The organism is Actinokineospora auranticolor, from assembly GCF_002934265.1.
GTDB classification, from domain to species: domain Bacteria; phylum Actinomycetota; class Actinomycetes; order Mycobacteriales; family Pseudonocardiaceae; genus Actinokineospora; species Actinokineospora auranticolor.
In genome coordinates, this window is sequence record NZ_PTIX01000010.1 from 162,199 (window position 1) to 184,645 (window position 22,447).

Consider the following 22,447-nt stretch of genomic DNA (forward strand, 5'->3'; position numbering starts at 1 on the left):
TATGCGCCGAAGCTGGGATCCACGAACAATGCCGAAATTATGAAGCCTTTTATGATCGCCGCGGCAAGCGATGATCGAGGCTTCGTCACCCAGATGATGGCATTGCGTGAATCGTTGACCCAAGCTCAAGAGGCAATCACCACCGCAATGGCGAACTACCAGCATAAAGACGCCCAAAATGCCGCAGAGTTCCCCCAGGCTTGAGTCGTCGCAGCCATCGATGCTCCCGAAGAGGATCCCCACCATGCGCATCAAACTCGGCGCGGCGCTGGTCACCGCCGTCACGGTGGCAACCGCAAGCACCGCGTGCACAACCACGACCGACGGCACCGCGACCACTTCGCCTGCCACGCCGACCGGTACCACGACGACCGTCGGTAGGAGTTCCTCAAAACCGACGTCCACATCGAGGAAAGCGTCAGGCCCACTCGCTGATTTGCAGGCTTGCGAGATGCTGTCGAGCGCCGAGCAGGCCCATTTCGGCATCACCGCGACGGGCAAGAGCAGCGAACTAGGCTCGGGGCGCTTGTGCACCTGGCAGGTCCGAGGCCAGGAATACACCTCCATATTGAACGTCATTCTCTACGACAGCGCCGGTCTCAAAGACCTCTCTGACACGCTGAACAAAAAGCCGATCGCATCGATCGGGAATCGGCAGACGATCCAGGTCATCAATGACGTGGAGAAAAACTGCGCCGTGATGATGGCGGTGACCGACACCACCAGAGTCGCGACGCAGGCCACAGTCGGGGTCGACGTGGACAAGGCGTGCGAGATGGCGCTCGAGTTGGCCCGGGTCGTCGAGCCGAAACTGCCCCGCGGGTAGCGACCGGAGGTGCCTGCTCAGGTCAGGCGCCGGTGGGCTGGTTGTCGTACGCTCCCGGTGCGCCGACAAAACGGACAGGGGTGGGGTCCGGGGGTGTCGGGGCTGGGCACGTCTGGTCAATGGCCATGCGCTGACAGGCAATCACGGGGTGGGGGTGTCGGTTGACACTTGCTTCCGCGTTGGTCCAGTGGCGGCGAGGAAGGGGAGCCGATGCGCAGCGAGAGCTTGTTCATCGATGGGGAGTGGGTTCGACCGGCCGGGGCTGGGGAGTTCACCAGTCTCGACCCCGCTACCGGGAACCCCATCGCCACGTTGGTGGACGCGGGGGCGGCCGAGGTGGACGCGGCGGTTGCCGCGGCTCGGGCGGCGCTTCCGGCGTGGGGGCGGGTGCCCGCCACGGAGCGGGCGAGGATCTTGTGGCGGATCGCTGATCTGCTGGAGGCCAATGCCGAGGAGCTCGCGGCGTTGGAGACGTTGGACCAGGGGCAGCCGCTGGGGGTGGCCAAGGCGGTCAGCGTGACGGGGGCCGTGGAGCACTTCCGGTACTTCGCCGGGTTCACCACCAAGATCGACGGTGCGGTGCGGCACGTGTCGTTCCCCGACACGCTCCAGTTCGACCAGCGGGTGCCGGTCGGCGTGTGCGCGCTGATCGCGCCGTGGAACTTCCCGCTGATGATCATGGTGTGGAAGTTGGCCCCGGCGCTGGCCTGCGGGAACACCGTGGTGCTCAAGCCCGCCGAGCAGACCTCCCTGTCCGCGGCCTACCTGGTGCGGCTGTGCGAGCAGGCCGGCGTGCCCAAGGGCGTGGTCAACCTGATCACCGGTGGGCCCGAGGCCGGTAAGGCGCTGGTGCGTCACCCAGGCGTGGACAAGGTCTCGTTCACCGGCTCGACCTCGGTCGGCAAGGACATCGTCGCGGCCGCGGCCAACGACCTCAAGCGCGTGACGCTGGAGCTCGGCGGCAAGACCCCGACCGTCGTCGCCCGCGACGCCAACATCGACGCCGCCGTGGCCGGTGCCGTCGCCGGTGGCCTGCTCAACAGCGGCCAGGTGTGCGCGGCCTTCGCCCGCCTCTACGTCGACTCCTCCCGCGTGGACGAGTTCGCCACCAAGCTCGGCAAGGCCGTCGACGGCCTCAAGCTCGGCCCCGGCTCCGCCGCCGACACCCAGCTCGGCCCGCTGGTCACCGCCGAGCACCTGGACAAGGTCGACTACTACGTGCGCAGCGGCGTCGACCAGGGCGCCCAGCTCGTGGCCGGTGGCGCGCGCGCCGACGGCGACCTGGCCGCGGGCAACTTCTACCGCCCGACCGTGTTCGCCGGGGTCAACGACGACATGAAGATCGTCCGCGAGGAGATCTTCGGCCCGGTGCTGACCGTGCTCGACTACTCCGACGAGGACGAGCTGCTGCACCGCGTCAACGACTCGCCGTACGGCCTGGCCGCCTCGGTGTGGACCGACGACGTCCGCACCGCGCACCGCCTCTCCGACGGCATCCGCGCGGGCGCCGTGTTCGTCAACATGCCCTGCATCCCCGACGCCGCCGCCCCGTGGGGCGGGTTCAAGTCCAGCGGCTGGGGCCGGGAGATGGGCCCGTACGCGATCGAGGCCTTCACCGAGATCAAGGGCGTGTGGATGCACTACGGGGCTGCTCAGTGAGCACCCCCTACTGGGTCGCGGGCAAGCCCCGCACCTCCGACTCCCCGGTGACCGTGCGCAGCCCGTTCGATGCCACGGTCGCCGGGGTCACCAGCAACGCCACCGCCGCCGACATCGAGGAGGCGGTGGCCGCCGCGGCCGCCGCCCGCGACGAGGTGGCGTCCGCCCCCGCGCACGTGCGCGCCGACGCCCTCGACCACGTGTCGCGCCGCCTCGGCGAGCGCCTCGACGAGGTCGCCGCGCTGATCACCGCCGAGTCCGGCAAGCCGATCAGCTGGGCGCGGGTCGAGGTCACCCGGGCCATCGCCACCTTCCGCTGGGGCGCGGAGGAGGCCCGCCGGTTCTCCGGCAGCGTGCAGCGGCTGGACACCGACCCCGGCTCGGAGGACCGCGTCGCGCTGGTGCGGCAGGTGCCGCGCGGGCCCGTCCTGGGCATCACGCCCTTCAACTTCCCGGTGAACCTGGTCGCGCACAAGCTGGCGCCCGCCATCGCCGCGGGCTGCCCGGTGATCATCAAGCCCGCCCCGGCCACGCCGCTGTCCGCGCTGCTGCTCGGTGAGCTGCTGGCCGAGACCGACCTGCCCACGGGCGCCTGGTCGGTGCTGCCGATGACCAACGAGCAGATCGCCGAGATGGTCGGCGACCCGCGGCTGCCGGTCATCTCCTTCACCGGCTCCGACGCGGTGGGTTTCCGGATCAACGACGCGAACCCGCGCAAGCACGTGCTGCTCGAACTCGGCGGCAACGCGCCGGTGCTGATCTGCCCCGACTGGTCCGACATCGAGGGCGCGGCCGCCCGCGTGGCCACCTTCGGCACGCACCAGGCGGGTCAGTCGTGCGTGTCGGTGCAGCGCGTGTTCGTGCACACCGACGTCTACGACCGGTTCGTGCCCGCCCTGGTCTCGCACGTGCGCGGCCTGGCCAACGGCGACCCCGCCGACCCGAACACGCACGTCGGCCCGATGATCAACGCCGACGCCGCCCGCCGGGTGTCCGACTGGGTGGCCGACGCGGTGACCCGCGGCGCCACCCTGCTCGCCGGTGGCGGCGGGACGGGCACCCTGCTGGACCCGGTCGTGCTGGCCGACGTCCCGCCGACCTGCGCGGTGGTGACCGAGGAGGTCTTCGGCCCGGTCATCGTGGTGCAGCGGGTGGAGTCGGTGGACGCGGCCATCACCGCCGCCAACACCTCCCGCTACGGCCTGCAGGCGGGCGTGTTCACCCACGACCTGCGGTTGGCCGCGCACGCCACCGCCAAGCTCCAGGTCGGCGGCGTCGTCATCGGCGACGTCCCGACCTACCGCGCCGACCAGATGCCCTACGGCGGCATCAAGGACTCCGGTGTCGGCCGTGAGGGCGTCCTCTCGGCGATGCTCGACCTGACCGAGCCCAAGGTCATGGTCCTGACGGAGTTCGTCTCCTAGACGCGGGGCCCAGTGCTGCCCGGAGCCCCGAGGGGGCTCCGGGCAGCACTGGTTTTCGGCCCGGCGGCGCGGATCGGGAACCGCTGGTCCTGCTCGGCGCGCGGTTGCCCCCGCACCCGAGCGCGGCAGCCTCCTGGGTGTCCGAAGTGGACTTCCCGGGCGCGGGCAAGACCGGGTCGCGTGGTGCGGGACGGGCATCTCGTACCTCCTGGCGATGTCACGCGGAACCGACCGGCTCCGCGTGAACCACTATGGAGGTCCCGGCGCACCGGCGCAGAAAGTTGTCCACAGCCCTGATCGAGTGACTTGACGCCGGGAAATCTAGAGCCAGGTGGGTTCGGAACCCCTGGTGAGCCGGTGCAGGTCGCCCACTCCCCCACCGGGCGTCGGCCGGATGATGCCCGCCCGCGCGGCCACCCCCGCCGCCTCCCCCCGGGACTGGCAGTCCAGCTTCCCCAGCAGCCGCTCGACGTAGGTTTCCACGGTTCGGCGGCTGACGACCAGGTTCTCGGCTATGGACTGGTTGCTGAGGCCCGCGACGATGCCCGTGGCCACGTCCACCTCGCGGGCCGTCAGGCTCAGGGCGTTCTCGTACGGGGCCGACGCGACGATCACGCCCGTGCGGACGCCGTCGATGACCCGCAACAACCGGACCCGGTACCAGCCGTCGGGGCCGGGCCACAGGAAGGCGACCGTGCCGACGTCCAGGTCGTTGAAGGCGGCGCTGAGGGCCTGGATCCTGGGGTCGTCGGCCAAGGGGGACGGCAGGCGGTCCGCCAGGGGTAGTGGCGCGCCGCCGGGGACCAGGTGGCTGGCCGTCCACTCGGGACCGAACCAGGCCTCGAAGCGGGGGTTGCGCAGGGGGTCCACGCGGCGGGCGAGGGTCTTCTCCAGTTCGCCGATGAACGCTCGCGTGCGTTCTCCGAACGACTTCTGGGTGGACGCGTTGAGGTGCAGGATGCCGACGACCCGGTGGGTGCCCAGGCGCAGGGCGGCGGACAGGCCGTCCTCCAGGCCCGCCGGGCGCAGGTTCTCCTGGTAGTGCGGCGAATCCCGGAAGTTGTGGGGGGCGTCGTCCATCAGCAGCGGCACGTCCGAGTCGAACAGCAGGCCACCCCAGCGGGTGCGCGGCAGTTCGTGCGCCAGGTCCTGGGAGATCGACCGGGTGTAGCCGCGCTCGGCCAGCACCACGAACCCGCGGGCCACCGGGTCCCAGCCCGTGACCTGGGCGGCGCAGGTGTCCGGCACGGCACTGGTGATCGCGTCGAACACCTCTTCCCACTCGACGTCCGCGCTGGTGCCCAGCGCCGCCCCGATGCGCACCGCCGAGGAGACGAACGCCGGGTCCATCGCACCTCCTCGCCGACCCCGAGGACCGGGAACCTACCCGGACCGGGCAGTAGTTTGGCAGGCGAGGAGCCCGCAGCGCACGGAGGGCGTGCGCTGCGGGTCAACGGGTGTTCGCCCGCGACCAAGATCGCGGCGCCGGGGGCCGAACAGGACGGTCGTGGTAGGACTCCCCGGCGTCAGGCCCGGTCCAGGTCCAGTCCCTCGGTGAAGACCCGGCGCAGCGCGTCGATGGCCCGTTGGTGGGCGACCGCGGAGATGCTGAGCTGGTCGACCAGCAGGGCGAAGAAGCCGTGGATCTGGCCGTGGTACCGGATCAGCTCGGTGGGCACGCCCGCGTCCATGAGCCGGTGGGCGAACTCCTCGCCCTCGTCGCGCAGCGGGTCGTACTCGGCGGTCATCACCAGCGCGGGCGGCAGGCCGGACAGGTCGGTGGCGTTGAGCGGGTTGAAGTACGGGCTGTCCAGGTCCGCCTTGTCGCCGGGGTACTGCTCGAAGAACCACTCCATGTCCGCGCGGGTCAGGAAGTGGCCGACGGCGAAGTCGACGTACGAGGGCCGCTCGTCGGTCGGTGGGGCGATGACCGGGCAGGCCATGATCTGCAGCCGGGGTAACCGCCCGCCGCGGTCCTTGGTCATCAGGCAGGCGACGGCGGCCAGGTTGGCGCCCGCGCTCTCGCCCGCCACCGCGATCCGCTCGGTGTCGATCCCCAGTTCGGCGCCGTGCTCGGTGATCCAGGTCAGTGCCGCGTACGCGTCGTCGGCGGCGGCCGGGAAGGGGTGCTCGGGCGCCAGCCGGTACTCCACCGACACCACGATCGCCTCGGCCTCGTTGCACAGCGTGCGGCAGGCCTGCTCGTTCTCCACCGCCGAGCCGACCACGAAACCGCCGCCGTGCAGCCACAGCACACCGGGGAACGGCCCCTCACCGGTGGGCTCGTAGACGCGCGCGGCCAACTCCCCCGCGGGACCGGGGATGGTGCGCTCGTAGACCCGGCCGACCGGGTCCAGGTTCTCCGGCATGGTCCAGTTCGCGGCGAAACCCGCCCGGACCTCGGCTGCCGAGAGGCCCGCGGGCAGGAGTCCGCCCGCGGCTTCGGTGGCCGCGATGACCGCTTTGGCTTCAGGGTGCAGGGTCAACTACAACTCCTTTCCGTGCCGATCGGCGCTGAAGGAGCGCAGCACGGCCGCGGTGAGCCGGGAGACGTCGTTGGCGTCCCCGCGGTGCGGCAGGGCGGCGCACCAGCCGATCGACCCGGTGGCGAACACGGTGCCGCCGCCGGGGGTGTCCAGCAGGGTCAGGTCGGACCGGCGGGGGTCCACCGGGTCGGCCAGGGGGTGGGGCGTGGTGGGACCGGTGTCGGCCTGCATGTAGGACTCGCCGAGCAGCGCCCGGCCGAGCAGGCGGGTACCGGGTGGGGTGCCGAGCAGCGCGTTGGTGGCGTCGGTCTCGAAGGACGCGGCACCGCCGAGCAGCGCGCCGAACTCCCCCAACGGTACGCCGCGGTCGATGCCGTGCAGCAGCGAATCGACGGCGGGGTCGCCGGTCGCGGTGGTCAGCTCGTAGGAGCCTCCGGTCGTAAGACCCGCCGCGGTGGTCCCGATGCCGAAGAGGCGGTGGGGCGCGCGACCGCGCTCGGCCCACAGACCGCCGGGTTCGCCCGTGCAGGCCAGGGTGAGCTCACCGGGCTCGCTCTCCCACATGCGCACACCGGAGTACCCCCGGCGCAGTTCGGCCACGTGCGGCTTGGCGGGGTGGATGGCGGTGACCCAGTACGCGCCGTTCCCGCCCAGGTACGCGAGACCGCCGCCCCCGTGCAGGTGGGTGGTGACCGCGTCGAGCATGGCCCCGGTCCAGTACTCGGGGTGGCTACCGGTGATGACGCCGTGGTAGCCCTCCAGCGCCGCCGCGCCCTCGGCGTGCAGGTCGTGGTCGGTGATGACGTCGTACTCGAAGCCCTGCCTGCCCAGCCAGCCGACCAGGTGCAGGTCCTCGCTGTACTGGTGCGGGCCGCTCGCGTGCCGGAAGACGTGGTCGTCGCGCAGGCCCAGCAGCGGCCTGCGCAGGGACGCCGTGGCGGCACCGGCGCCGTCGCTGTGCCGGTCGTAGAGGCTGTGCAGGTCGTTGGCCCGGGCGAACGGCGCGGCGACCTCGGCGGGGTCCTCGGGCAGGAACGCCATGTGCACGTGTTCCAGCGCGTACGCGAGGTAGCTCAGCGTCGGCACGAGGAACACCAGCGGCGCCTTGGGCGCGCCCTCCGGCGGGCGGACGAAGAACGGCAGCCGGTCCGCGCCCGCGCTGGAGGTCAGCTCGACGGCGTAGCAGCCGCCGGGCAGGTCGATGGGCAGGTCGACGGTGAGCACCGGCGCCCAGCCGACGTCCTCCATGTCGCTGGCGTGGAAGTGCACCGCGCCGTAACCGGTGTCGGCGAAGCGCCAGTCCAGCACCTCACCGGTCCAGTCGTGCGCGGTGACCCCGCGCAGCGGCCCGTTGTGCAGGGTGCCGTGCCGCCCGTCGACGAGGTCGAGCAGCCGGTCGCCGGAGATCTCCTGGGCCAGGTCCCACTGCGCGGCCGCGCCCCGGTGCCAGGCGCCGGTGGTGTCCGCGGCCAGTTCGGCGACCTGGGCGGCGTCGAGCGCCCGGTCGAACAGGCAGGGGGCGCTGAGCTTGCCGTCGAGGTTGTCCTCGACCACGCCGTCGGCGAGGCGCCCGGCGAACACCAGCGGGGTGTCCGCGGTCGCCAGCACGCCGCGCGCGGGTGCCACGACGACGGTGGACGGCTTCTCGGCCGCCAGCGGGTCGCGGGGCCGGACCTCCAGGCGCGCGCCGCGCTCGGAGTAGGAGCCGGTGAGCAGGTACCAGCGGCGGGGGTGCAGCGCGGCGGACGCGGTCACGGTGACCACGCCGTCGTCGGTGTGCACGGTCAACTCCGGGCGCCCCTGCTCGTCGAGCGACAGCCCGGCCACGGACTCCTGGGTGAGCAGGGCCTGGCGGCGGCCCGGCGGGGTGGTCGGCCAGACCCAGGTGGCGAAGGTCGCCGCGCCGCCGAACGCGGGCGGGTTGGGCACCAGGCCGTAGGAGCCGTGGCGCAGGTCCTGGTGCGGCACGGTGATCCGCTCCGGCAACCCGGCTTCCACCGGCACCCGGACGGACTTCGTGCCGTCGTGGTCCACCAGCACCAACCGGACCCGCACGTCGGGCTCGGTGGAACTGGCGTGCACGGTGATCGACTCCCCCGGTCTGGCGGAGAGCCGGTCGGTGTATCCCGCGATGGGCGCGTGGGTGTGGTCGACCGGACGACGGGTCACGCTGGGCTCTCCCCTTCAGGAGTCTTCAGGAGTGTGGTGCTGGGCAAGCGGGGCGGGCGGCGCGGCAAAACCGCGTCCACCCGCCCCGCCGTTCTGGAAGGCGTAAGTCGCCCTCGCGGTCACCCACCAGGGGTCAGACCGCTTCCGCGATGATCACTCGCGGCGAGCCGGGAACCTCGCGGGTCTCGACCCAGCGCCAGCCGGTGGCCTCGAGCCAGCCCTTGACCTCGTCCTCGGGGTACACGACCGTGCCGTCGATGACCAGGTACTCGCCCGCGAGCACGGGGTCGAGGCGGCGGCCGTCCGAGGCGTCGAGCAGGAAGTCGAGCACCAGCAGCGCGGCGCCCGGCTCCACGGCCGCGCGGGCCTTGGTGAGGATGGTCTGGTTGTCGGCCGGGGTGAACCGGTGCAGCACGTGCTCCAGCAGCACCGAGTCGTACTTGCCGGGGACGTCCTGGGTCAGCGGGTCGGCCTCGTGGAACTCCACGAAGTCGGTGAAGCCCTCGGGCGCGCCGCCCTGGGCCATCTGCAGCATCTCCGCGGTGCTGACGAACGCGCCGCGCAGGTTCGGGTTCTGCTTGTGCGCCTCGTCGAGGAACGCGGTGGACAGACCCGCCAGGTCGAGCAGGTTCTGGTGCTTGGTGAAGTCGTACACCGCCGCGAGCTGCTCGGCGTGCAGCGAGTTGTAGGTCTGCACACCACCCATGAAGGTGCCCATGCGGTCACCGTCGAAGCTGAACGGCTGCGGCTCGGCGCTGCGCATCGAGTCGGTGTAGCCCAGCCAGTGCGGGTAGCTCAGGTTGTCCCAGAACGCCAGCCACGGGCGCAGGTCCAGGCCCTCGCCACCGGCGAGGTACTTGGCGGTCGCGGCCGTGTTGGTGTACTTGCCGTCGGCGTAGGTCAGCAGGCCGAGGCCCACCATCGCGTCGGACAGGATGCGCGCCGTGCGCTCCGGCAGGCCCGCGGTCTCGGCCACCTCGGCGGAGGTCTTCGAGCCGTCGGCCAGCGCGGCGAAGACGCCCAGCTCGCTGGCGGCGAAGAACTGCTTGGCGGCCATGAAGCCGGACGCGACCGCGGCCAGTGGGCTCGGGTCGACGTGGTTGGTGGTCATCCGGAGATCTCCTCAAGATCGAGAGCTGGGTCGACGACGGCCTTGACCGCCGCCATGGACGCCATGTCCTGGATGGCCTGGCTCGCACCTGCCAGGCCGACTGGCTCACCGAACATGGCGTCCCAGTCGAAGCGGCCCCTGAACGCGCTCAGGAACCTCAGCGATCTGTCCAGGTCGGACACATCGCCGTTGAGCGAACCGATGACCTGGATCTCGCGGCTCATGACCACGTCCAGGGGCACCGGCAGCGCCTTCGGGCCGGCGAAGCCGACCACGATGTGCTTGCCGCGCGGGCCGCACATGAGCACGCCCTCGCGGTTCACCGACGGGGATCCGGCGAAGTCGAAAACCAGGTCTGCGCCGCGGGCCTCCGTCAGCTCCTCCACCCGCGCCACCCGCTCGTCGGGGTCGGTGACCTCCTCAACGGAGATGGTCACGTCGGCCCCGAAGCGCGCGGCGATGGCCAGCCGGTTGGCCGGACCGCCGATGGTGATCACCCGGCCCGCGCCCGAGGACCTGGCCAGCGCGGTGCCGACCAGACCCAGCGGGCCCGCGCCCTGGATCACCACGGTGGACTCGGGGCGCACGCCGCCCGCGTTGGCGAACGCGCGCAACGCGGTCTTCACCGCGCAGCCCGCGGCCGCCGCCCACGTGTCGGGTATGTCGTCGGGCACGACCAAACGGTGCGCGCCCGGCGGGAGGTAGGTGTACTGCGACAGGCCGCCGATGACGAATGGCCACTTGTCAGCCCGTTGGGTGAAACCATATCCCCGGTTCGCGCACAGAACAGGCTCGCGGAGCACGGTGCAGGCGTGGCAATGGCCACAGACGGACTCGGACCAGACCAGTCGGGTGCCGATCTCCACGGGCCGCCCCAGGGCGTCCTGCCCCGCGTACGGGCCCAGCGCGACGACCTCGCCGACGATCTCGTGGCACAGCACCAGGGGCGGGCTCGCGAACGGCAGCAGGCCCCGCCAGATGTGCGCGTCGGTGCCGCACAGGGTGGCGCGCAGCACGCGGACCAGCGCGGCGCCGGGGGGCAGGTCCGCGGGCAGCGGCAGCTCCTCCAGCTCCAGGGGCGCGCCGAACTCGCGCAGCACCGCAGCCGCGGTGACCCGGGGTCGATGCGTCACACCGGCTCCTTCACCGTGAAGGAAAGTGTGGGACGCGCCGCGGCCTGCCCGGCGCTGGAACGGGATCCAGCGGCGGACAGGCCGGTCAGCGGTGCCGGTGGGCGGGAGCCCTCGGCGTGGCACATCTTCTCCCCCTTGCGTCGCGTCCGGGTACATCCGACCCCGAACGGCCCCCTTTGGACAGTCGATCTAGGACGGCTCGTCCCAGCGGTCACCCCGCCGGGTCCACACGAGCACGACCAGGATGACCACGAACGGCAGTACGCCGCGGTATTGCTTGAGCGCGTCGATGCTGCTGGCCAGGCCCTGCAGGACACCGAGCGCGAGACCACCCACAAGGGTGAGCGGGAAGCTGCGGAACCCGCCGATCAGCACCGCGGCGAGCGCGGGGGTGATCAGCGCGGCCTGCGAGCCGAAGTCGCTGGCCAGCTGCGGCGCGATGATCATGATGGCAAGCGCGCTGGCCGCGCCCGCGATCGCCCAGACGATCATCGACAGCCGGGGCACCCGGACGCCGATCAGCTCGGCGGTGGTCGGGCGCTCGGCCTGGGCCCGCAGCAGCAGGCCCACCCGGGTGTTGCGCAGCAGCACCGCGGGCGCGGCGGCGAAGAGCACCGCCAGGATGATCGTGACGATGGTGGTCCAGGTGATCACCACGCCGCCCAGGGTGAACGCGGCGGCGTCGAACGGGCTGGGGAAGCGGTGGGGGTGCTGCGCCCCGAACAGGCGCAGCCCCACCACGACGAGTCCGGTGTAGATCGCGATCGTGACCGCGGCCTTGACACCCTCACCGGCCTCGGAGAACCACCGGACCATGATCGCTCCCAGGCCGCAGTGCAGCAGCGCGCCGACCGCCATGCCCAAGGGGATCGCCAGCACCAGCGGTAAGCCGCCCTCGTACAGGATCACCATGACGAACGCGCCGAACGCGCCGACGGCGGCCTGCGCGAAGTTGACCACCGCGACGAGGCGGTAGGTCAGCAGCGTGGACAGGCCCATCAGGGCGTAGGCCCCGCCGGTGACCAGTCCGGCGATGGCCGCGGACAGTTGGAGCACGACTGCCTCCGGATCAGGAGTTATCTAGGTAGCTGGGTGGATCAGGAGGAGGTCGGGACGGTGATGAAGTCCCCGATGGGGGACCACGCGCTGTCCTTGAGCTCGACCATCTTCGAGGCCTGGTTCGGCGCGTGCCGGTCGCCCTGACCGAACACGAACGGGGTACCCACCATCGGGTCGGAGATCGGCGCCATGTTCTTCAGCGCCTCGTTCACCGACTCGCGGGTGACGTCGCCCTTGATCGTCTTGAGCACGTCGACCATGAACCTCGCCGCCAGGTAGCCGCCCTGGGAGAAGGCGGTCGGCGAGGCCTTGGCCCGGGTCACCGCGTCCTTCCACGGCCGGTTGGCGTCGCTCTCCGCGGTGAACGGCTCGAACTCCGAACCCGCGTAGACCTTCAGGCCGAGGTCGCCGATGGCCTTGGCGACGCTCTCGGTGTACGCCGGGGCCAGCAGCAGGAAGTCCACATCGGACATGCCCTGGGTCTGCGCCGCCTTGAGGAACGGCACCACCATCTGCTCGCCCGGGTTGAACAGGATCGCGTCGCAGCGCTCCTGCTTCGCCCGCAGCAGGTACGGTGTCAGGTCGCCGCTCTGCTGCACCGCGGTGTCGTTGACCACCAGCTGCTTGCCGGTGATCTTGGACCACTGGCCGAGCGCGTTGTTCACCGCCTCCTCGGAGCCGGGGAGCATGACGGTGAAGTTGCAGATCCGCTCGTTCTTCAGCGTCTCGGAGGCGAACATCAGCTCCGCGGTGATGAGGGTGAACGGGCCGACGTTGACCGGGGCGATGTTCGGGCTCTGGTAGCACTTCGGGCTGGCACCGACCGCCATGATCGAGCTGATCTTCTGCTGGCGGTAGTAGGCGTCGTTGACGTCGCAGTCGGTGAAGCTGCCGGAGGCGGTCATCGCGACCACCTTGGCGTCGGCCAGCTCCCGGGCGACCTGCGCGGTGCGCTTGGGGTCACCGGCGTCGTCCTTGACGATGAACTCGATCTTCTTGCCGTTGATGCCGCCCTGCTCGTTCGCGTCGTCGAACACGCGCTGGGCGGTCTTGACGACCTCTTCGGTGATGAAGTTGCCGGTGAGGCCGGCGATCGCACCGATCTTGATGGTGTCGCTGCTGGTACTACATCCCGCGATCAGCGAGGAGGTGATAACCGCCGCGCCGACAACACCACCGATCTTGACGAACGCTCTCTTCATTACTACTCCAGGGAATGGCGGGGATTTGCGTCGAGGAGTCGTGCATATGCGTTGATCAGTGCGTCGCGTCGCCGAGGTAGGCCGCGATGACGGCCGGGTCGGACAGCACCCGCGCGGGCGGGCCCGAGGCGATGACTCGACCGAAGTCGAGCACCACGACCTGGTCACAGGTCGCTCGGACCAGCTCGATGTCGTGTTCGACGAGCAGGAGCGAGGTGTCGAAGCGTTCCGGGATCTCCGTGATGCGTTCGACGAGCAAACGGGTTTCGTCACTGGAGTGGCCCGCCGCCGGTTCGTCCAGGAGCAGGACCGGCGGGCGGCCGGCCGCGAGGCCCGCCACTTCCAGCAAACGTCGGGTGGCCACGTCCACGGCTTCCATGGGCGTGGCGGCGGGTGGGAGGCCGAAGAGCCGCAGCTGCTCGTCGGTCTCCCGGTCGGTGAGCGTCTTGCCCGCGGCGACCTGAAGGAACATGCCGACCGAGATGGAGGTCGGCACGCGCAGCTGCTGGAACGAGCGGCGCACGCCCGCGCGGGCGCGCTGGTGGGCGGGCAGGTGGTCGATGCCCTTGCCGTCGAGCAGGACCTTGCCGGTGTAGCGGCTGGTGAAGCCGGTGACGGTGTTGATCAGCGTGGACTTGCCCGCGCCGTTCGGGCCGACCAGGCCGACGATCTGGCCGCGGGGCAGGACCAGGTTGACGTCGTCGACGGCGACCAGGTTGCCGAACTGCACGCGCAGGTTGCGGACCTCGAGCGCGGGCGGGCCCTTGCGCGGCTGCCGGACCGGCTTGGGCCGGGGGAACACCGACACCGGCGGCGCCGCGATCGGCGGTACCTTGGCGGCCTGCTTGCGCCGGTACTGGGTGCGCACCAGGTCGGTCTGGCTCATGCCCAGGCGCAGCACCTGCACGGCGCCGACGCCGAACAGCAGCGCGGCGAGGTCCTGCGGGATGCCGATGCTGTCGATGATCACCGGCATGAACGCGCCGAGCAGGCCGCCCGCGATGGCGCCCTCGGCGTTGTTGGTGCCGACGAACAGGGCGATGGCGAACATCGACACCGAGGCGATGGCGGAGAAGTTGGCCGCGCTGACCACCGACAGCTGCCCGGCCATCAGACCGCCGCCGATACCGGCGACGAACGCGCTGAGCGCGAACGCGGCGAGCTTGCCCCGGGTGACGCTGATGCCGTGCGCGGCGGCGGCCCGCTCCGAGTGCCGGATCTCCACCAGCGCGCCGCCGAGGCGGCTGCGGTCGAGGAAGTAGAGGCCGACGAAGATGAGGCCCGCGACGATGGCGCAGAAGACGAAGTACGCCTGGTCGGTGTCGAACAGGTCGGGCCGCTGCACGTAGTCGCCGGAGTCCTGGCCCGGGTAGTTCAGGCCGCCGAACACGACGTCGAGCGCGATGGCGAAGGCGAACGTGGCGACCGCCAGGTTGACCCCGCGCAGGCGCAGCGCGGGCAGGCCGATGAGCAGACCCGCCACGACCGCGGCCAGACCGCCCAGCAGCAGCCACACGTAGAGGCCGCCGGGGACGTCCGCGGTGTTGGCCCAGCCGACCACCCAGGCGCCGATCGCGGCGAAGGAGAGCTGGCACAGGGAGATGACCCCGGCCCGACCGGTGATCAGGCCGTAGCTCTGCATGAACACGACCGCGACCGCGGCGCTGGTCAGGTTGAACAGCGTGGAGCTGTCCGAGACCGCGGAGAGCACGGCGACGGCGATCGCGCCGACCACGATGCCCAGCGGCAACGGCTTGCCCAGGGGTCCGGCGGCGGCCAGGACGCCGCTCACGCCGCCACGCGACCGGGAGTGCGGTCGGCTCTTACGCGCAGTGTCCACTTGCCTGTCCACTTGTCTCAGGACTCCAGTCGCGGGATGGGAAGTTGTGGGGGTCAGCGGTGGGTGTCGCCGAGGTACAGCGCGCGCAGCAGGGCCTCGTCGCCGAGCAGCGCCCTGGGCGCCCCCGCGTAGACCATCTCGCCGCGGGCCATGACGTAGGCGCGGTTGGCGATGCGCAGCGCGAGGGTGGCGAACTGCTCGACCAGCAGCACGCCGACGCCGGTGTCGGCGAGGTGGCGCACGGCGCGGGCCAACCGCTCGACCACGATCGGCGCCAGCCCCAGCGACATCTCGTCGACCAGCAGGACCTTGGGCCGCCCGAGCAGCGCCCGGCCGACCACCAGCATCTGCTGCTCGCCGCCGGAGAGCAGGCCGGCCGGGGCGGAGATCTGCTTGCGCAGCTCCGGGAACAGGTCCAGCACCTCGTCGATGGTGTCGCCCTCGCGGCAGGCCGCGCGCAGGTTGTCCTCAGTGGACAGGTCGCGGAACACGGTGCGGTCCTGCTCGACGTGCGCGAGCCCGGCGCGGGCCCGCCGCCACGCCCGCAGCTTCTCGATCCGCGTCCCCCCGAGGCGGATCGCCCCCGACGCGATCGGGATGGCCCCCGAGACGCCTTCGAGCAGCGTCGTCTTGCCCGCGCCGTTGGCGCCGAGCAGGACGGTCACCTCGCCCGCAGCGACCGAGACCGTCGCGCCGCGCACGATCGGCAGGCCCGACCGCTCGACGGAGACGTCCTCAATGGACAGAACACTCACAGGGAAACACCATCCTTGGGGATAACGGGGGGTGGCGGTGTGGCGAACAGCCTGCCCTGTGGGGTGGGCCACGGTGTCCGTAGAAATACCGAAAAACGGCGGGAGTTGTGGACAGTCCGGCGGCGGTCGTGCGATTGCACGCGAACTCGGACCCGCCGAATGTCTAGTATGGGTAACGTTCCCGTCGCTATTTCGCGAGTTCGGTAACCATTTGGTGCGCGCGCCGCGGTTCGCGGGGCGGACGTCTGTGCACTCTACCGGTGATATGCCCCCCGGTGAACCTGCTTTAGCAGAAAGCTTCACCGGGAAGAACTCCGGGGTCATAATATAACAGCGGTGCCCGCTCGGACCACCTGTCCGAACGGGCACCGCTGTCGTGTTCTCGGTTGTCACACGGCCGTCACGGGCCGCGTGGGTGGGGTCAGTGGCCGCAGCCGCACTGGCCGGGCGGGCAGTGCGCGCAGCCCTTGGCGCCGTCGGGCAGGTCCAGGGCCGGGTTGCGGTCGCAGAAGCCGTGCGGGCGCAGCGTGAAGCCGCTGTAGTCCACCGGCATGACCGGCCAGTCCTCCGGCCGCGGCACGTGCGTGGGGCCGAAGACGTGCCAGAGCACGACGTCCTCGTCCACCAGGTCGCGGTCGGCCTTGGTCCACTCGGGCAGGCCCGCGCCGCCGGGGTGCTGGTTCGGGAAGTCGCCCGCCGGGTAGCGCTGCTCGTCGGTGTGCTTGGTGACCCACAGGTGCTTGGTGGCGAACGCGGCGCGCGCGGACACCGTGGCGTCGGGCTGGGCCAGCAGCGTCGGGCCGACGTGCGGCATCAGCTGGTAGGCGCGCGGCTTGCCGAGCCGGTTGGTGCTGTCGGCGCTGCGGATGATCCAGCTGCGGCCCTTGGTCGCGTCGGCCACCCGCTGGGCCTGCGACTCGCTGGCCAGCGGCGTGGTCGTGGTGGTGAAGGCGTTGCCGTGCGGGTTCTGCGGGCCGGTCGGGATGCCGACCACGTCGACCTCGTCGACGGTATTGCGCTCGCCGCCGACCTCCATGTCCAGCCGGGCGCAGAACAGGTGCTGGTGCACCGGGGCCATCAGGCCGGGGGCGATCTCCGCGGCGTACGGCGAGGTGGTGCCGGGCTCGGCGGAGCCGCAGAACACGACACCGGTGGCCTTGGCCTCCAACTGGATCGTGCCGTCCAGGTAGAAGTACCAGAAGAAGCCGTAGTCGTAGTTGCCGATGGTGGAGAAGAAGGAGACCACCAGGCGCCGGGAACGGCGGACCTCGACGGCACCGGTGAGGATGTTGGTGTGCTTCCAGAGGATGCCGTAGTCCTCTTCGTGCATGCAGATGGCCTGCGGGATCGTCACCGGGTTGCAGTTGTCGTCGGCGACCACGGCGTCGAAGTAGTGGATTACGCCGAGGCAGTCGCAGCCCAGCTTCAGGGTGTTCGCGTTCTTGCCGAGCAGGTATTCGCCTGCGTCGAAGTACGAAATCCAGTAGCGCCACGGGGCCGGGTCGCCGTAGGGGACGACCATTTCCGCCATCGATGCCCGGTTCGCGATGGGGCGGTACTCGCCGCCGTTCTCGGCGAACTCGACGCGGTGCAGGGTCAGGCCCTCGCGGGCGTTGAAGCCGACCCGGAAGCGCCAGCCCTCCCAGGAGACCTCGCCGCCGTCGACGGTGAAGCTGACGCCCTCGGGCTGGGTGATCTCGATGGGCTTGAGCGTGGTGCGCGCGGTGCCGACGTGCGCGGCGTCGAAGTTGCCGTGCTCGGCGGGCACCGGGACGTCGCCGACGTCGTCGACCGAGATGACCTCACCGGTGATCAGGTCGACCTTGGCCAGCAGGCCCTCGACCGGGTGCGCCCACGGGCTGTCGTCGACGTGGTCGCGCAGGAAGGTCAACGCGCGGAGAACGCGGCGGCCCTTCTCGTCCGGGTAGTCGAAGTGCCCGGGCGACAGCGGGCCGACGAAGGCCAGCGACAGGTCCTCGACGCCGCGCCTGCGCAGCGCGGCCTGCCAGCGCGGGTCGGCGCGGACCAGGTCGGCGCTGCGGTCGTACTCCTCGAACAGCACGGCGGGCTGGCCCTGCTCGGCACCCAGCTCGCGCCACTCGGTCAGCTCGCCCGCGACCAGGTCGACGAACGCCTCGGCGGCCGCGCCGGTCGCGATGTCGAGCACCACCGCGACCACGCGGCGGCTGAACGGCTGCCCGTCCGACCACGCGCGGACCTCCGCCTTGGGCGGGTCCAGCAGCAGCACGCTGGGGAAGCGGGTGGTCTCGCCCACCCGGCCCGCCTCGACCAGCACCTGCCGGGTGCGGGCGATCTCCTCGCCGGACAGTTGGTCCAGGGGGTGCCGGACCTGGGGTGTCGTCGCCGTCATGTGCGCGAGTATCCGCCCCCACCCCGGGACCCGGTCTTGCCACGGGACGTACAGCGGTTGACCCGCAGGGAACCGTCACCCACCCGTGCGCCGTGGGGCAACGGGTGGGCACCCGGGGTCAAGCAGGTCGGCGGCGGGTTGTGGGCTCCCGCCCGCCCTGGCGGAAGGAAACACCATCACCACCGGGTAAGTCCAGCACCGGTCTCCGTCGCGATGAGTAGTCGCGCTCAGCAGCCGCGGCGGCCGGTGAACCGGAACCGGGCCAGCGGGGTGATCATCGGGGTGACGCCCGGGCCGCTCGCGCGCGTGAAGAGCTGGGCCACCGTGGCGGGCTTGCCCGCGTTGCGCCACAGCAGCGTGTCGACCAGCGCGACACCGATCGGGGTGCCGCGCCGGATCGGCCCGCCCAGGGCGGCGCCGTAGAGCCGGGCGTCGGGGAAGCGGGCGGCCAGCGCGGCGAGTTGGGCGCGGGCGTCCGCGGCGGCCTCCACCTCGGGGTCGACCACCAGGGTGTAGCCGGGCGCCGGTCTGCCGACCTCGCGGACCTTCTCCGCCCTGGCCCAGGCGAGGTCCGGTTTGCGCAGCCGGGACATGGCCAGCACGCCCGCGAAGGCCGGGAGGTACGGCCACAGCCGGGGGCTGCGGACGACCGCGCGCAGGTTGCCGCCGGTGCTCACCGACGGCGAGTCGGGCAGGGCCGCGTTGCCGTCGCGCCAGCGCCGCACCACGCGCACCAGTTCCCGCCCCTCGGGGAGCACGAGCAGGAAGGCGCCCTCGCTCAGCACCTCGCGCTCGTGGCGCTGGAACAGCATGCGCACGTAGGCGTCGTCGGCGACCAGGGGCGGGAAAACCGACCAGCGCGCCCGGCCCGCCGCGCTGACCGCGTAGCAGCCCGCGCCGACCACGTCGTCGGTCACACCGGGCAGCCGCGACCACACCTCCGAGTAGCCGCGGGCCAGCAGCCCGGTCGGGCGGACCAGCAGCGGCCGGGGCGAGACCAGGCGCGGCAGCGGGGTGTCCAGGGCCATCGACAGCGCCCGGGTGGTGCCGGGGGTGAGCACGGTGTCCGCGTCGAGGAACACCACCGCGGACTCCTCGCGGCACCGCCGCAGACCCGCGTTCAGCGCCGCCGCCTTGCCCGGGACCGGTGTCTCGAAGACCTCGGCACCCGCGGCCCGCGCCCGCTCCGCGGTGTCGTCCGAGCAGCCGTTGGCGACCACGAGCACCCGGACGTCGACCTCCTCCGCGCCCGCGAGGACCCCGCGCACGCACGCCCCCACCAGCGCGCCCTCGTCGCGCGCGGGCACCACGACGTCCAGCGGCGCGCCGCTGCCCGCGTACAGGTTCACCTGCCCCACCTCCCGGACACCGCGGCGGCGGCGTGCACGGTCAGGAACACCGCGGCGGCGGCCGGGCTGCGCACCAGCGCGCCCGCCGCGCCGCGGAGCCTGCGGTCGCCGTCGCCGTGCGCCATGGCCATGCCGTCGAGTTCGTCGTTGCCGCGCTGGTAGCGCCGCCGCGCGCGGACCAGTTCCCGCACGCCCTGCGGCACGATCACCTCGTAGGAGTCGTCGGCGAGCACCACGCGCTCGGGTGGGGCGAAGTGCCAGCGCACCCACTTGTCGTCCGAGCGGACCGCCGCGAAGCGCCCCCACCTGGCCCGGCCCGCCGCGGAGACCGCGTAGGCGCCCATGGTGACCGGGGACTGGCGCACGTACGGCAGGGCCCGCCAGGCGCGGTAGTAGGCGCGGGTCGCCACGCTGCGGGTTTCCGCGATGCGGACCGCCGGTACCGCGAAGTGGACGCCGGTCCCCGGGGCGAGCGCGGCCTCCAGCCCGCTCAGCGAACCCGGGGAGAGCACGGCGTCCTGGTCGAGGTAGAGCCGGGGACCGTTGGGCAGCAAGGCTTCTGCGGCCTCGATGGCGGGGACCCGGCCCGCGGGCGCGGCGATGGCGACGCAGCGGGCACCGGCGGCGCGCAGCTCGGGGGCCAGGTCGTGCGCGGCGCGGAGGGTGGCGCCGTCGCCGTCGTTGACCGTGAGCACGACGTGCAGGTCGCCATCAAACGTTTGCGCGGCAAGGGATCGGATGCTCCTGGCGAGCACGTCGGCGCCGCGGTAGACCGGGATCACCACGCCGAAGGGTGCGCGGGCGCGCAGCGGTCCGGGGAGCAGGTCGGGCCAGCGGCGGGCGAGGACCTCGGTGGCCATCGCCATGTTGCGCGGGCGGTCGTGGCCGCCGGGGAGTTCGTGGCGCCCGACGGTGCGCAGGTTCGGCTCCACGCCGAGGCGTTCGGCCATCCGCGCCACGACGTCCTTGGCGGTCAGCACTTCCGGCCCCGCGACGTGCACGACACCGCGGGCTCGTCGTCGCCCCAGGCCGATGACGGTGTCGGCGGCGTCGGTGAGCGTCAGCGGTGTGCGGAACTCGTCGACGCAGACGGGTATCTCATCGCCGCGCTTGAGGGCGGCGGCCAGGCGGGTCCAGGTGGTTTCCCTCGGGCACAACGGATCACCGTGCAACAACGAGAAACGAGCGACCACACCGGCGTCGCGCTGCAAGACGGCCCGCTCACCACCGACCTTGGTCCACGCGTACGCGGTGTCCCCGTTCGGCCGATCGGACTCCCGGTAACGCCTGCGCGCGGTTCCGTCCCAGACGAAATCGCTTGACGGGTAGAGCAACCAGGCGCGCTCGCGGTGGGCGTACTCGGCCAGCCGCTCGGCGGTCTCGGCGTTGAGCGCCCAGCCCAGCCCGGGGTCGCGGGCCACCGCGCCCGGCGCGGAAACCGCGGCCAGGTGGGCGATGTGGGTCGGCCGGTAGCGGCGCAGGAGCGCGGCCAGGTCGTGGTGTCGGCGCAGGTCGAGGGTGACCGTCGCGCCGTGCGCCGCACGGCAGGGGCGGCGGGCGACGCCGAGGACGCGCGCGCCGGTCCTGGCGAGTCGGTCCGTGACGTGCGCCCCGAGTTGGCCGCAGGCCCCCGTGACCAACCAGCGCTGCGCGGAACCGGACACCAGCATCGCCCCCTCCATCACCACCCCGTCTGGAAATCGCGCGCGCCCGGACCGCCGATACTGCGCCGATCGGGTACACGCCGCGCCCGCATCCCCTGCGCCGCACGCATTTCGTGACCGGGGGCGAACCGCGCGCCCGGTCCGCTTATTCCGCCCTTCCCACATCCCGGACAACCCTCGTCGCCCGGGTAGCGTCGGCCGAGTACCCCGTCGGGCGCAGTCGAGGAGGGGGCTCCCATGCCGACCCCACTGTCTATTTTGGACTTGGCACCGGTGGTGTCCGGTCGGACCAACCGGGACGCGATCCGCGCCACCCTCGACCTCGCGCGGGCCGCGGAGCGGTTCGGGTACCACCGGTACTGGGTCGCCGAGCACCACTTCGCGCCGGGCGTGGCGGCCGCGTCGCCCGCGGTGCTGGCCGCGCTGATCGCCGGGGCGACCGACCGGATCCGGGTGGGGTCGGGCGCCGTGCTGCTGGGCTACTACTCGCCGCTGTCGGTCGCCGAGCAGTTCGGCACGATCGCCCTGGCCCACCCGGACCGGGTCGACCTGGGCCTGGGCCGCTCCGGTCTGGTCCGCGCCGCGGACATCGCCGCCCGGTTCGACCGCGCCTCGGGCCCCGTCGAACCGGGTCGCGTCGTGGACGGGCTGCTGATCCCGGGCAAGCCGAAGTCGGCGCTGAGCGAACCGGACGTGATCGCCCGCCTCGACACCCAGCAGCGGCTGGTGGGGGTGCACGAGGGGGCCGGGGAGTACGTCGACCAGGTGCGGCAGATCCTGGACTACCTCGGGGACGGGTACTCCGACCCGGACGGGCGGCACTACCGGGCACCCGCCGCCGAGGGGTCGGGCGCCCGGGTGTGGGTACTGGGGTCGAGCGCGGGGGCCAGTGCGCGGGCGGCCGGAGAACTGGGGCTGCCGTTCACCGCGAACTACCACGTGAGCCCGACGTCGGTGCTGGAGGCGGTGGAGGGGTACCGCGCGGCGTTCAAGCCGTCGGCGGACTTGGCGGAGCCGTACGTGATGGTGTCGGCGGACGTCGTGGTGGCGGAGGACGCGGCCACGGCCCAGGAGTTGGCGTCCCCCTACGCGCGCTGGGTGTTGAGCATCCGCAGCGGTGCGGGAGCGATCCCGTTCCCGTCGGTGGCGGAGGCGGCGGCGTTCGAGTGGACCGACGAGCAGCGGTCCTTGGTCGTGGACCGCGTGGAGACGCAGTTCGTCGGGACGCCAGGAGATGTCGCGGAGCGACTCGACACCCTGCGGCGGGTGACGGGGGCGGACGAGCTCATGGTCACGACGATCACCCATGGGCACGAGGACCGGGTGCGGTCGTTCGAGCTGCTGGCGAAGGAGTGGGCGGGCTGAGGCGGGGCCGGCCGAATCGGTGCCGGCCGAATCG

General features: G+C 71.8%; 17 protein-coding genes. 5 read left to right on the forward strand and 12 right to left on the reverse strand.

Translation table 11 applies throughout. The annotated features are described in order from the left end of the window. Positions 1–51: 51 nt before the first annotated feature. The 4 genes from CLV40_RS39645 (at position 52) to CLV40_RS19690 (ending at position 3,909) form a co-directional block, all read left to right on the forward strand. Positions 52–204, forward strand: a complete 153-nt coding sequence (locus CLV40_RS39645; protein ID WP_245931400.1) for a hypothetical protein — start codon at positions 52–54, stop codon at positions 202–204. 40 nt (positions 205–244) lie between these two features. Beyond that, positions 245–826: a DUF3558 family protein gene (locus CLV40_RS19680; RefSeq protein ID WP_181043600.1), complete on the forward strand. Its 582-nt coding sequence runs from the start codon at positions 245–247 to the stop codon at positions 824–826. Positions 827–1,036: 210 nt separating this feature from the next. Beyond that, complete coding sequence (locus CLV40_RS19685; protein ID WP_104480414.1) at positions 1,037–2,485, forward strand: aldehyde dehydrogenase family protein; 1,449 nt, start codon at positions 1,037–1,039, stop codon at positions 2,483–2,485. Continuing rightward, positions 2,482–3,909: an aldehyde dehydrogenase family protein gene (locus tag CLV40_RS19690; RefSeq protein ID WP_104480415.1), complete on the forward strand. Its 1,428-nt coding sequence runs from the start codon at positions 2,482–2,484 to the stop codon at positions 3,907–3,909. The genes CLV40_RS19685 and CLV40_RS19690 overlap by 4 nt, the downstream gene beginning before the upstream one ends. A 321-nt stretch (positions 3,910–4,230) precedes the next feature. On the opposite strand, the gene CLV40_RS19695 is transcribed toward CLV40_RS19690, so the two are convergent. The 12 genes from CLV40_RS19695 to CLV40_RS19750 form a co-directional block, all read right to left on the reverse strand. Beyond that, positions 4,231–5,259 carry a helix-turn-helix transcriptional regulator gene (locus CLV40_RS19695; RefSeq protein ID WP_104480416.1) on the reverse strand — a complete coding sequence of 343 codons (1,029 nt, stop codon included), beginning with the start codon at positions 5,257–5,259 and terminating at the stop codon, positions 4,231–4,233. 176 nt (positions 5,260–5,435) lie between these two features. Next, positions 5,436–6,395: an alpha/beta hydrolase gene (locus CLV40_RS19700; RefSeq protein ID WP_104480417.1), complete on the reverse strand. Its 960-nt coding sequence runs from the start codon at positions 6,393–6,395 to the stop codon at positions 5,436–5,438. Then, the gene (locus CLV40_RS19705; RefSeq protein WP_104480418.1) at positions 6,396–8,564 is read right to left on the reverse strand and encodes a N,N-dimethylformamidase beta subunit family domain-containing protein; all 2,169 of its coding nucleotides are present in this window, start codon (positions 8,562–8,564) and stop codon (positions 6,396–6,398) included. Positions 8,565–8,697: 133 nt separating this feature from the next. Beyond that, a complete protein-coding gene (locus CLV40_RS19710; protein ID WP_104480419.1) occupies positions 8,698–9,675 on the reverse strand; it encodes a methyltransferase in 978 nt (325 codons plus the stop codon). After that, entirely contained in the window at positions 9,672–10,808 is a 1,137-nt protein-coding gene (locus CLV40_RS19715) for a zinc-binding dehydrogenase (RefSeq protein WP_245931401.1), read from the reverse strand. Before CLV40_RS19715 ends, CLV40_RS19710 begins: the two co-directional genes overlap by 4 nt. Positions 10,809–10,997: 189 nt before the next feature. Next, positions 10,998–11,864: a branched-chain amino acid ABC transporter permease gene (locus CLV40_RS19720; RefSeq protein ID WP_104480421.1), complete on the reverse strand. Its 867-nt coding sequence runs from the start codon at positions 11,862–11,864 to the stop codon at positions 10,998–11,000. Between the two features lie 41 nt (positions 11,865–11,905). Further along, a complete protein-coding gene (locus CLV40_RS19725) occupies positions 11,906–13,069 on the reverse strand; it encodes an ABC transporter substrate-binding protein (RefSeq protein WP_104480422.1) in 1,164 nt (387 codons plus the stop codon). Between the two features lie 55 nt (positions 13,070–13,124). After that, positions 13,125–14,861: a branched-chain amino acid ABC transporter ATP-binding protein/permease gene (locus CLV40_RS19730; protein ID WP_245931402.1), complete on the reverse strand. Its 1,737-nt coding sequence runs from the start codon at positions 14,859–14,861 to the stop codon at positions 13,125–13,127. A 101-nt stretch (positions 14,862–14,962) separates the two neighbouring features. Then, positions 14,963–15,664 carry an ABC transporter ATP-binding protein gene (locus CLV40_RS19735; RefSeq protein ID WP_104480423.1) on the reverse strand — a complete coding sequence of 234 codons (702 nt, stop codon included), beginning with the start codon at positions 15,662–15,664 and terminating at the stop codon, positions 14,963–14,965. A gap of 421 nt (positions 15,665–16,085) precedes the next feature. After that, positions 16,086–18,035 (reverse strand): primary-amine oxidase, encoded by a 1,950-nt coding sequence (locus CLV40_RS19740; protein ID WP_104480424.1) that lies wholly within the window; start codon positions 18,033–18,035, stop codon positions 16,086–16,088. Between the two features lie 227 nt (positions 18,036–18,262). Beyond that, positions 18,263–19,384, reverse strand: a complete 1,122-nt coding sequence (locus CLV40_RS19745; protein ID WP_146108112.1) for a glycosyltransferase — start codon at positions 19,382–19,384, stop codon at positions 18,263–18,265. After that, positions 19,381–21,054 (reverse strand): sugar nucleotide-binding protein, encoded by a 1,674-nt coding sequence (locus CLV40_RS19750; RefSeq protein ID WP_181043601.1) that lies wholly within the window; start codon positions 21,052–21,054, stop codon positions 19,381–19,383. Before CLV40_RS19750 ends, CLV40_RS19745 begins: the two co-directional genes overlap by 4 nt. Before the next feature lie 231 nt (positions 21,055–21,285). Between CLV40_RS19750 and CLV40_RS19755 the strand changes: the two genes are divergently transcribed. Beyond that, entirely contained in the window at positions 21,286–22,413 is a 1,128-nt protein-coding gene (locus tag CLV40_RS19755; RefSeq protein WP_104480427.1) for an LLM class flavin-dependent oxidoreductase, read from the forward strand. The last annotated feature ends 34 nt before the right edge of the window (positions 22,414–22,447 follow it).